Annotated in this window: 10 protein-coding genes; 2 read left to right on the forward strand and 8 right to left on the reverse strand. The window is 74.7% G+C overall.

Going from position 1 to position 10668, the window contains the following annotated elements:
• Positions 1–23: 23 nt before the first annotated feature.
• Positions 24–1199 carry an MFS transporter gene (locus AE652_RS16755; RefSeq protein ID WP_049652206.1) on the reverse strand — a complete coding sequence of 392 codons (1176 nt, stop codon included), beginning with the start codon at positions 1197–1199 and terminating at the stop codon, positions 24–26.
• A 175-nt stretch (positions 1200–1374) separates the two neighbouring features.
• On the reverse strand, positions 1375–2202 hold the full coding sequence (gene proC / locus AE652_RS16760; RefSeq protein WP_049652199.1) for a pyrroline-5-carboxylate reductase: 828 nt from the start codon (positions 2200–2202) through the stop codon (positions 1375–1377).
• A 216-nt stretch (positions 2203–2418) separates the two neighbouring features.
• Between proC and AE652_RS16765 the strand changes: the two genes are divergently transcribed.
• The gene (locus tag AE652_RS16765) at positions 2419–2868 is read left to right on the forward strand and encodes a hypothetical protein (RefSeq protein ID WP_143204615.1); all 450 of its coding nucleotides are present in this window, start codon (positions 2419–2421) and stop codon (positions 2866–2868) included.
• A gap of 113 nt (positions 2869–2981) precedes the next feature.
• Entirely contained in the window at positions 2982–4223 is a 1242-nt protein-coding gene (locus AE652_RS16770; protein ID WP_049652201.1) for a hypothetical protein, read from the forward strand.
• 6 nt (positions 4224–4229) lie between these two features.
• Here the strand turns inward: AE652_RS16770 and AE652_RS16775 are convergent, their stop codons facing one another.
• The 6 genes from AE652_RS16775 to AE652_RS16800 form a co-directional block, all read right to left on the reverse strand.
• Positions 4230–4760, reverse strand: coding sequence for a hypothetical protein (locus AE652_RS16775; protein ID WP_082345778.1), 531 nt, complete (start codon positions 4758–4760; stop codon positions 4230–4232).
• Positions 4761–4932: 172 nt separating this feature from the next.
• Positions 4933–6777, reverse strand: coding sequence for a dihydroxy-acid dehydratase (gene ilvD, locus AE652_RS16780; RefSeq protein ID WP_049652202.1), 1845 nt, complete (start codon positions 6775–6777; stop codon positions 4933–4935).
• A gap of 185 nt (positions 6778–6962) precedes the next feature.
• The gene (locus AE652_RS16785) at positions 6963–7733 is read right to left on the reverse strand and encodes a class I SAM-dependent methyltransferase (protein WP_049652203.1); all 771 of its coding nucleotides are present in this window, start codon (positions 7731–7733) and stop codon (positions 6963–6965) included.
• A 46-nt stretch (positions 7734–7779) separates the two neighbouring features.
• Positions 7780–8607, reverse strand: coding sequence for a sugar phosphate isomerase/epimerase (locus AE652_RS16790; protein WP_079272395.1), 828 nt, complete (start codon positions 8605–8607; stop codon positions 7780–7782).
• A 558-nt stretch (positions 8608–9165) separates the two neighbouring features.
• Positions 9166–10128 (reverse strand): Ppx/GppA phosphatase family protein, encoded by a 963-nt coding sequence (locus AE652_RS16795; protein WP_049652204.1) that lies wholly within the window; start codon positions 10126–10128, stop codon positions 9166–9168.
• A gap of 142 nt (positions 10129–10270) precedes the next feature.
• On the reverse strand, positions 10271–10668 hold a 398-nt coding region (locus AE652_RS16800; protein ID WP_049652205.1), incomplete at its 5' end, for an SUKH-4 family immunity protein.

The raw sequence follows: 10668 nt of genomic DNA on the forward strand, positions 1-10668 counted from the left end.
CCCGGCGGCGGGGGCCGGGACCGTCACCCGGCGGCGGGGGCCACCGCCTGCGCCTGCGCCGGCGCCGGGGCGAAGCGGTCGGCCAGCGGCAGGACGGCGAGCACCAGCAGCATCGGGGCGAGCAGCGCCCAGCGGTACGAGCTCGCGTCCGCGATCGCCCCGACCAGCGGCGAACCGACCAGGAAGCCCACGTAGTTGAAGAGGTTGAGCCGGGCCACCGCGGCGTCCGAGTCGACCGGGAAGAGCCGGCCGCCGGCCGCGAACACCTGCGGGATGATCGCGCAGATGCCGAAGCCCAGCACGGTGAAGCCGGCGATGCCCGCCCAGGCGGCGGGCGCGACCGCGGCGAGGCCGAAGCCGAGCGCCGCCAGCGCGGCACCGACGCGGACCACCGGGACGGCGCCGAAGCGCTGCACCGCGCGGTCGCCCAGGGCCCGGCCGAGCAGCATCGCGACCATGTAGCCCAGGTAGGAGAGCTTGGCGAGGTCCTCCCGGCTGCCCAGCCCGTCGGTGAGGTACTTGACGCTGTAGTTGGAGACCGAGGAGTCCGCGATGTACGCGAAGGCCATCGCCAGGCAGAGCGGCAGCAGCGGACGCCAGGGGACGGACCGGGCGGCGGCCTCGGCCGCCTCCCGGACGGCGTCGCCGAGTTCGGCCGGACCGGCGAAGAAGGCGCCGGCCAGCAGGGCGAGCGGGGCGATCACCGCCGCGGCCGTGCCGAACAGCAGCGGCAGCCCGAGGTCGTAGTGCGAGCCGAGGCCCGCGAGGGCCGCGCCGAGGATGCCGCCGAGGCTGAACGCGGCGTGGAAGCCGATCATGATCGAGCGGCCGTAGCGGTGCTGGAGCCCCACCCCGAGCATGTTCATACTGGCGTCCAGCGCGCCCACCAGCAGCCCGAACGCGCCCAGCGCCAGGGCGAGTTGCCACAGTGCCCCGCCCAGTCCGGCGGCCGCCAGGCTCAGGCAGACGGCGGGCTGGACCACCCGCAGCACGGCCCGCGCGCCGGTGCGCTTCACCAGCCGCTCGGAGGCGATCGACCCGACCCCGGCCAGCACCGGCACCGCGGCCAGGAAGACCGGCAGCAGCCCGTCGCTCAGCCCGTACCGGTGCTGGATCTCCGGGATGCAGGTGACCAGCAGGGCGAAGGTGACGCCCTGGAGCAGGAAGGCGGCGGCGAGCGCGGCCCGCCCGGTGCGCAGACCGGGCGCCACCGGGGACGGCGACGCGGCGGGCGGAACGGGCGGGACCACGGGCGGGGCGGCACTCAAGCGGACCTCCAGGCGGACTCCACACGAACCGCGCTACCGGCCGGTAGGACGATGTTGGCGAGAGCGTAGGGGGTGCGCCGCGATTACGGGAGGGGTCGCGCAGCGGTCATTTCCCGCCCGAGGCCAGTTCCCGGGAGCGGTCCCGGGCCGCCTCCAGGGCGCCGAGCAGGGCGGCCCGCACCCCGTGGTTCTCCAGCTCGCGGATCGCCGCGATGGTCGTGCCGGCCGGGGAGGTGACCGCCTCGCGCAGCTTCACCGGGTGCTCGCCGGAGTCCCGCAGCATCACCGAGGCACCGATCGCGGACTGCACGATCAGGTCGTGCGCCACCTGCCGGGGCAGCCCGAGCAGGATGCCGGCGTCGGTCATCGCCTCCACCAGGAAGTAGAAGTAGGCCGGCCCGGAGCCGGACAGCGCGGTGGCCGCGTCCTGCTGGGACTCGGGCAGCCGCAGCGCCTTGCCGACCGAGCTGAAGATCTCCTCGGCCCGCGCCAGGTGCTCCTCGCCCGCGTGCGAGCCCGCCGAGATGACGCTCATCCCCTCGTCCACCAGGACCGGGGTGTTGGGCATCACCCGGACCACCGGGGTGCCCGCCGCGAGCCGCTCCTCGAACCAGGCGGTGGGAACGCCGGCCGCGGCCGAGATCACCAGCCGGTCCGCGCCGACGTGCGGGGCCAGCTCCTCCAGCAGGGCGCCCATGTCCTGCGGCTTGACCGCGAGGATCAGGGTGTCGGCGAGCTTGGCGGCCTCGGCGTTGGAGACGGCCACCACGCCGTAGCGGTCGGCGAGTTCGGCCGCCCGCTCGGGACGGCGGGCGGTCACCAGGACGTCGGCCGGGTCCTTGCCGGCCCGCAGCAGACCGGAGAGCAGGGCCTCGCCGATCTTGCCGGTGCCCAGGAAGGCGATCTTCTGTCCGTGTGCTCCGCTGCTGCCCATGGTCCGCTCCCGCTCCTTGCCTCGGTACTGCCGCCATCCTCGCACCGCCCGGCGGCCCGCGCGGGGACCGTCCGCTCCGTGGTCGCGGCCCGCGCGGGGACCATCGGCTCCGTGGTCGCCGCCCGCGCGGCCGCCTGGCGGAGGACAGGCCCCTAGGGAGAAATCTCGGGGGTTTCCCCTATGGCCTCCCGGCTCCCGCGGGCGCACCGTGGAGCCATGGCACACGACGAAATGTCCCGACGTGAGAACCGGCAACTCGCCGTCGCCTCGGCGACCGTGGGCCCGTGGCGGACCGCCGCGGGGGTCGGTGCGGTGGTGGGGGCGACGGCCCTGGGGATCGATGCGATCACCGGGGACTGGTCGCTGAGCATGCTGGCCTCGCCGGCCGGCTGGGGCCTGTTCTTCTTCTTCCTGGTCGGCACCGTCGGCGGCCGGCTGCGGCGCGACACCACCGACCGGAGGCTGCGCCGCTGGGCGAACGACCACCCCTGGCAGTCGGCGCTCCCGGCCGCCGGCGGGCTGCTGGTCCTGAACACGCTGGCCCAGCTGTTCCTCGGCGACGAGGGCCTGTTCGGCGCCTTCTTCATCTCGCTGCTGCCGGCCGGCCTGCTGCTGGCGATCGCCGGGGTGGTCGGCTCGGTCAAGCAGGCCCGCGGCAAGGACTGAGCGGGCGCCCGCACCGGCGCGCTTCCGGACGAACGGCACCGGTCCCGCGGACGTTCACCACACGGTGTGCCCCCGATCGACGGATCGTCAGACCCCGTCGGCATACTGGCGCGATGCCGATCGCCGAAGAACCGGAACCGCGCCCCGCCGGGGGCGACGAGCCGAACGGGTCCGACCCGTCCGGGGCGGGCCGGAAGGACCCGTTCGCCGACCTCGTCCTGGACGAGGAGTTCGTCCGCAGCGCCACCGTCAAGGAGCAGAGCGGGCGCACCCGCATGCTGTCCGCCCGCTGGAAGCACCCCCCGCCGGTCGATCCGGGCGGCCGCCGCTCGGTCAACGACGGCCCCGCGGCGCGCGGGCGCCGCTTCCGCCGCAAGCCCGTCCGCAAGCCCGTTCGCCCGGCGCGGGCGGTCGACGCGTGGGGCGACCCGCGTCCGCGCCGCCGCCTGGAGTGGCGCACGCCGCTCTACGTCCTGCTGACCGTCGCCGTGCTGCTCGTGGCACTGAACATCGACGGGCTGAAGTTCTGGTACTCCACCCACTTCGGCTACGCCTCCGACCACCCGGTCTCCGCGAGCCCGGCGGCGGAGCGCGACGGACGGCAGCCGACCCCCGACCACCCGTGGGCCGGCTCCCCCGCCGAGGACTGGGCCGCCGGAACGGACGGGATCGAACTGCCGAAGACCCCCCGGGCCACCGGCGCGTTCGGTGCCGACGAGGTGGCCGCCCGGCTGCAGTCGGTGCGGGCCTACCTGGCGGCGGCCCACCTGGACCCGAAGGTGGTGTCCGGCGGCCGCCCGGACGCCGCGCTGGCGATGCTCGACGGCCGCACCCGGGAGGCCGCGGCCGCGTCGCTGGACCACCCCTCGGCGACCAGTGACCCCACCGCCTGGTTCACCCGCTTCGACCCGCGGGAGGCCGTCCCGGTCACCGACGTGGTCAAGGTGCGGGGCCGGATCGACGTCACGGCCGACGGGGAGAACGGCGTCCTGATGCGGGCCGACGTCAGCTACGTGTACGCGCTGCGCCCCGGCCCGAAGACGGCCGACCAGGCGGCCTCGGCGAACGGCTCCGCGGACCTCGCGGAGACGGTCCGGACCATCGTCCGGCAGGTGGACACCTTCCACTTCTACGACCCGGCCAAGTACCAGGTCGATCCGGGGAAGCTCGCGATCGACGAGACCGTGGAGAGCTTCGGCAACAGCACCTGCGGCCGCTACGACGGCTTCCTGCACCCGGAGTTCGACCGGTCCACGCGGCCCGGCCCGGTACCGACCGGGCCGACCGCGGACCCGTACGACCGGGACCGGGTGCCGCCGGGCACCGGGAACTGCGGCTCCGCCAGCCGGACCTGACCGCCGTCAGCGCTTGCGCTTGGCCCGGCCCGGCGCCTTGGTGTCGGGCCGGCGGCCGCGGCCCGCCTGGCGCTTCTCGTACTGGGCGACGGCCCGCTCGTGGGCGGCCCGCCGGACCGCCTCGCCGGGAGCCTCGACCAGGCTGCGGACGAAGTAGGCGGCCAGGCTGCCGGCCCCGCCGATCAGCCAGACCGCGCCGAGCGACTTGTCCTCGGCCATCCAGCCGGTCAGCTGGTCCCGGCCCTCGGTGAGCACCTTCCAGGTGCGCCGCACGGCCATCATCGAGCAGACCGCGATGGCGGCGGTCAGCAGCCCGTTGAGGAAGGTGCCGTCCTCGGAGAGCGCGATGCCCTCGATGCCGAAGCGCAGCACCAGCACGGCGGCGGCGGTCGCGGCCAGGGCACCGGCCGAGACGCCGACCCGGCGCGGCCAGTAGCCGTTGTCCCGGTTGAGCCAGGACGTGCCGAAGAAGCGGATCGGCTCCGGCTCGGGGGCGCCGGCGGGAGTGGGGGCGGGGGTGGGGGGCTGCTCGCTCACGCCGTCGATTATCACCCGACCGCCGCACACGGCGGAGGAGCCGTCCCGGCCGGTGGGACGGCTCCTCCTCGTTCGGTGCGGGCCCGGCGTTCCGGTTCCGTACGGCCCGGTGTTCCGGTTCGGTGCGGGCCCGGTGTTCCGGTTCCGTACGGGCCCCGTGTTCGCCTCGGGCTCAGCCGAGCTTGGACACGTCGCGGACGGCGCCCTTGTCGGCGGAGGTGGCCATCGCGGCGTAGGCCCGCAGGGCCTGGCTGACCTGGCGCTCGCGGTTCTTCGGCCGGTAGCCGCCCGTGGCCTCCAGGACGCGGCGGCGCTCGGCCAGCACCTCGTCCGGGACCTCCAGGGAGATTCGGCGGCCGGGGATGTCGATGGCGATGGTGTCGCCGTCCTCGACCAGCGCGATGGTGCCGCCGGAGGCCGCCTCCGGGGAGGCGTGGCCGATGGACAGGCCCGAGGTGCCGCCGGAGAAGCGGCCGTCGGTGACCAGCGCGCAGGCCTTGCCCAGGCCCCGGCCCTTCAGGAAGGAGGTCGGGTAGAGCATCTCCTGCATGCCCGGGCCGCCCCTGGGGCCCTCGTAGCGGATGACGACGACGTCGCCCTCCTTGACCCGCTTGGCGAGGATCGCCTCGACCGCGTCCTCCTGGGACTCGACCACGACGGCCGGGCCGCTGAAGGTCCAGATCGACTCGTCCACGCCGGCGGTCTTCACGATGCAGCCGTCCTCGGCGAGGTTGCCGTACAGCACGGCCAGGCCGCCCTCGACCGAGTAGGCGTGCTCGGCGCTGCGGATGCAGCCCTTGGCCGAGTCGGTGTCCAGCGACTCCCAGCGCTCGGACTGCGAGAAGGCCTCGGCGGAGCGGACGCAGCCGGGGGCGGCGTGCCACAGCTCGACGGCCTCGGCGGACGGCGAACCGCCGCGCACGTCCCAGGTCTTGAGCCACTCGGCGAGCGAGTCGGCGTGCACGGTGTGGACGTCCTCGTTGAGCAGCCCGGCCCGGTACAGCTCGCCGAGGATGGCCGGGATGCCGCCGGCCCGGTGCACGTCCTCCATGTAGTACGAGCCGTTCGGCGCGACCTTGGACAGGCAGGGCACCTTGCGGGAGATCGCGTCGATGGCCCGCATGTCGAAGTCCAGCTCGGCCTCCTGGGCGGCGGCGAGCAGGTGCAGGATGGTGTTGGTCGAGCCGCCCATGGCGATGTCCAGGGCCATGGCGTTCTCGAAGGCGGCGCGGGTGGCGATCGCCCGGGGCAGCACCGAGGCGTCGTCACCGCCGTAGTAGCGGTTCGCGATCTCGACGACGTTCTGCCCGGCCCGCTCGTACAGGGCCCGGCGGGCGGTGTGGGTGGCGAGCACCGAGCCGTTGCCCGGCAGCGAGAGGCCGATCGCCTCGGTCAGGCAGTTCATCGAGTTGGCGGTGAACATGCCGGAGCACGAGCCGCAGGTGGGGCAGGCGTTCTCCTCGATGATCGCGATGTCCTCGTCGGAGACGTTCTCGTTGACCGCCTGGGAGATCGCGTCGACCAGGTCGAGCTTGCGCACGGTGCCGTCGACCAGGGTGGCCTTGCCGGCCTCCATCGGGCCGCCGGAGACGAAGACGGTCGGGATGTTCAGGCGCAGCGCGGCCATCAGCATGCCCGGGGTGATCTTGTCGCAGTTGGAGATGCAGATCAGGGCGTCGGCGCAGTGCGCGTTGACCATGTACTCGACCGAGTCGGCGATCAGGTCGCGCGAGGGCAGCGAGTAGAGCATGCCGCCGTGGCCCATCGCGATGCCGTCGTCCACGGCGATGGTGTTGAACTCGCGCGGGATGCCGCCCGCCTGCTTGATCGCCTCGGAGACGATCCGGCCGACCGGCTGGAGGTGGGTGTGCCCGGGGACGAACTCGGTGAAGGAGTTGGCCACCGCGATGATCGGCTTGCCGAAGTCCTCGCGGGCTACGCCGGCCGCCCGGAGAAGCGCCCGGGCGCCTGCCATGTTGCGACCGTGGGTGACCGTACGGGACCTCAGCTCGGGCACTGTGCTCCACTCCTTCGGGGCTCTCGCGGGCACCCCGCTGCTGGGAGGGTTCGGGGGCCGCTGTGGGTACCGAGCCTACGCCCGCCGTCCGGCCGGCGGACGGTCCGTCCGCGATGCGGGCAGGCGGGGACGCGGGCGGGCGGACGGCGGTGCGGGCGGACGGCGGTGCGGGCGGGCTCCGGGCGTCAGCCGGGCTTGACGGCCACGGTGAGGTCCAGACTGAACGGCTCGACCACGACGCCGTCCGGGAACGCGGCGACCATGGCCTCCCGTTCGGCCGCCAGCACCGGCGCGCGCTCCCCGGGGCTGAGCGAGGCCAGGTAGGAGCGGGAGGTGAGGTCGGTGAGCACGTGCTCGACGGTGACCCGCCGCTCCCAGCGCAGTGCCGTCCGTTCGACCACGAGGCCGGCCGGGGCGAAGTGCCCGACGTGGCCGCTGATCCCGCCGTAGCCGTGGAAGCGGCCGGGGAGGGCGGCGGCCATCCGCTCGCTCCTGGCCCGGATCCACGGCACGGTCTCGTCGTACACGTTCCACCAGGCGGCGACGGCGCCCCCGGGCCGCAGCACCCGGACCGCCTCGGGGACGGACTTCTCGGGGTACGTCCAGTGGAAGGCCTGGGCGTAGGCGACCAGGTCGACGGACCCGTCGTGGAAGGGCAGGTCGTCGCCGGTGCCCCGGACCAGCGGCAGGCCCGGCGAGGAGGCCAGGAACCGGGCGGCCATGCCGGGGCTGGGCTCGACGGCGACGACCTCCGCACCGCGCGCGGCCAGCAGCCGGGTGGCGATGCCCGTCCCGGCGCCGACGTCCAGGACCCGGGCACCGGCGAGGCCGCGACCCCAGAGCCGCTCCAGCGCGTCGAACAGCTCGTCGGGATAGCCGGGGCGGCCCTGCTCGTACTCGGCGGCGACCCCGCCGAAGCTCGCGGCGGCCTCGCGGTAGTTCCGACTCTCCGTCATGCGTCCCCCTTCGTACGGCATTTGACGCCCGGGCGGACCGGACGGCTCAGCGTACGCGCGAGGGGGTGGCCAGGTGCAAGCGGGTAAAAGCGAGGGCCTCGGCCAGGTCGGCCTCGCGTTCGGCGGGGGAGGCCGAGCGGCGGGTGTTGACCTCCAGCACCACGTGGCCGTCGAAGCCGGTCCGGGCGAGGTGCTCCAGCAGCTCGGCGCAGGGCTGCTTGCCGCGGCCGGGGATCAGGTGCTCGTCCTTGCCGGAGCCGCTGCCGTCGGCCAGGTGGACGTGGGCGAGCCGGTCGCCCATCCGCTCGACCATGGCGAAGGTGTCGATCCGGGAGGTGGCCGCGTGCGAGAGGTCGATGGTGAAGTGCCGGTACTCCTCGTCGGTGACGTCCCAGCCGGGGGCGTACGCGAGCATCTCGCGGTCGCGGTAGCGCCACGGGTACATGTTCTCGACGGCGAAGCGGACGTCGGTCTCGCCCGCCATCCTGTGAATCCCCTCGACGAACTCCCGGGCGTACTGGCGCTGCCAGCGGAACGGCGGGTGGACGACCACGGCGCTCGCGCCGAGCTTCTCGGCCGCCGCCCGGGCCCGGACCAGCTTGGTCCACGGGTCGGTGCTCCACACCCGCTGGGTGATCAGCAGGCAGGGCGCGTGCACGGCCAGGATGGGCAGCCGGTGGGCGTCGGAGAGCCGGCGCAGGGCGTCGATGTCCTGGCTGACCGGGTCGTTCCAGACCATCACCTCGACCCCGTCGTAGCCGAGCTTGGCGGCCAGCTCGAAGGCGACGGCGGTGCTCGCCGGGTACACCGAGGCGGTGGACAGCGCCACCTTGGTGTCGGGGATGTGCAGGGCCGGGTGCCGGGGCAGCACCAGCCGGTCGGTGGTGCGCAGCAGTGGCGGGCGGGCGGCGTCCCGCTTGGCGGCCTTGACCGAGCGGACGGACTGGACGGCGGCCTTGGCGGCGCCGGCGGCCCGGGCGGTGCGGGTCTCCTTCGGGGCGGCCTTGGCGGCGGGCTGCTTCGTCTTCGGGGCGGGCTGCTTCGCGGTGGGCGTCTTCGCCGTCTTCGCCGTTCGCGCCGTCTTCGCCGCGGCGGTCTTCGCGGTGCGCTGGGCGGCCTTGACCGCCTTCGAGGCCTGCTTGGCGGCCTGGGCGGCAGTGGCGCCCGTGACCGCCTTGCCGAGCCTGCGGCGCGGGCCGTCCGGCCGCGACTGCCCGCTCCCGGGAGTGCGGTCCTCCTGCGTTCCGTCCTCGCCCGCTGGTTGCACCACGGGAGACAGCGTATGCGGAGCACGCGGCGAACGGGGCGGGACGACCGGCGCAGTGACCATCGGCACGTTGCCCCGGGGCGGTCGGTCGGCGGTCGGTCGGGACGGGTCCGGACGACTGTCCGGGCGGCCGCCCGGGTGCGCGCCCCGGGGTGCGCGCCCGGCTTACGGGGTGAGCGCCGGGCGGCGGCGGTCGGCCGGGCTGTCCATGGTGTCCAGGCGGCGCAGGATGATGCCCTCGCGCAGCGCCCACGGACAGACGTCCAGCTCCTCCAGCCCGAACAGGTCCATCGCGGCATCAGCGACCAGCGCGCCGGCCAGCAGCTGCTTGGCCCGGCCCTCGGAGACGCCGGGGATCCGGGCGCGCTCGGCGACGGTCATCGCCGACAGCCGGGGCAGCCAGGCGGCCAGCCCGCTGCGGGTGAGCCGGCGGTCGGTGTACGGACCGGCGTCGGCGGGGGCGGCGCCGGTCATCCGGGCCAGCTGCTTGAAGGTCTTGGAGGTGGCGACCGCGTGCCGGGCCGGGCCGAGCCGGGTGATCTCGCCGACCACGGTGGCGAGCTCGGCCCGGATGTGGCGTCTCAGCTCGCGCAGCCCCTCCGGGTCGGCGACGTCCCCCGGCAGCCAGCGGGCGGTCAGCCGTCCGGCGCCCAGCGGCAGCGAGCAGGCGACGTCCGGCTGCTCGTCCAGGCCGCAGGCGATCTCCAGCGAACCGCCGCCGATGTCCAGGTTGAGCAGCCGGCCCGAGGACCAGCCGAACCAGCGGCGGACAGCCAGGAAGGTGAGCCGGGCCTCGTCCTGCCCGGAGAGCACGCGCAGCTCGACGCCGGTCTCGGCGGCCACCCGGCGCAGCACCTCCTCGCCGTTGGCGGCCTCGCGCACGGCGGAGGTCGCGAACGGGAGGATGTCGACGACGCCCTTGTCCTCGGCGACCCGCAGCGAGGACGCGACGTGGCCGACCAGCCGCTCGACCCCGGCCTCGCTTATCGCGCCGTCCTCGTCCAGCAGCTCCGCCAGACGCAGCTCGGCCTTGTGCGAGTACGCGGGCAGCGGAGCAGCGCCCGGATGGGCGTCCACCACGAGGAAGTGGACCGTGTTGGAACCTACGTCGAGCACACCGAGTCGCATAACTCTCCACGCTACGCGATCCGGGCCCTGGTGAGAGGGGGTGCGGCGGTATTCGCGCCGGTCCGGAACCGGTCCGCGGGCCGGTGGGTGGGCCGGTGGGCGGGCCGGTGGGCGGGCCGGTCTTCCGGCGGCCCGCCGTCCGTCAGAGGAGGCCGTCCCACAGCTGCTCGACGATGACGGCCCACCAGTTCTCCGGGTCGGTGAAGACCGTGCCGTCCACGGCCGCCAGCGCGTGCTGCAGGGCGTCCACCGCCCCGCCCGCGGCCACCGGGTCGAGCCCGCGCAGAGCCGGCCACCAGCCGGCGAACACCTCCAGGCAGCGGACGAAGGCGCGCAGGTCCGCGTTGCAGTGGCGGGCGGTCGCGTAGTCCGGGTCCACCGCCCGGACGGCGCCGTCCACCGGGTCGAGGGCCAGCAGCGCCCAGCCGTCCGTCCCCAGCACCAGCTGCCCGGCGAGCGCCAGGCGCTCCCGCTCGGCCACCCGGGTGCCGCGGCCGAGTCCGGCCAGGTGCGCGGCGAGCGGGGGCAGGACGGTGCCCT

Origin of the sequence: Kitasatospora sp. MY 5-36 (genome assembly GCF_001182915.1) — a bacterium.
Taxonomy (GTDB): Bacteria; Actinomycetota; Actinomycetes; order Streptomycetales; family Streptomycetaceae; genus Kitasatospora.

Bases quoted from the DNA above. Each gene is read 5' to 3' on its own strand.
- AE652_RS16785 (WP_049652203.1), bottom strand. From the start codon at position 7,733: ATGACGGAGAGTCGGAACTACCGCGAGGCCGCCGCGAGCTTCGGCGGG.
- AE652_RS16795 (WP_049652204.1), bottom strand. From the start codon at position 10,128: ATGCGACTCGGTGTGCTCGACGTAGGTTCCAACACGGTCCACTTCCTC.
- proC (WP_049652199.1), bottom strand. From the start codon at position 2,202: ATGGGCAGCAGCGGAGCACACGGACAGAAGATCGCCTTCCTGGGCACC.
- AE652_RS16770 (WP_049652201.1), top strand. From the start codon at position 2,982: ATGCCGATCGCCGAAGAACCGGAACCGCGCCCCGCCGGGGGCGACGAG.
- AE652_RS16765 (WP_143204615.1), top strand. From the start codon at position 2,419: ATGGCACACGACGAAATGTCCCGACGTGAGAACCGGCAACTCGCCGTC.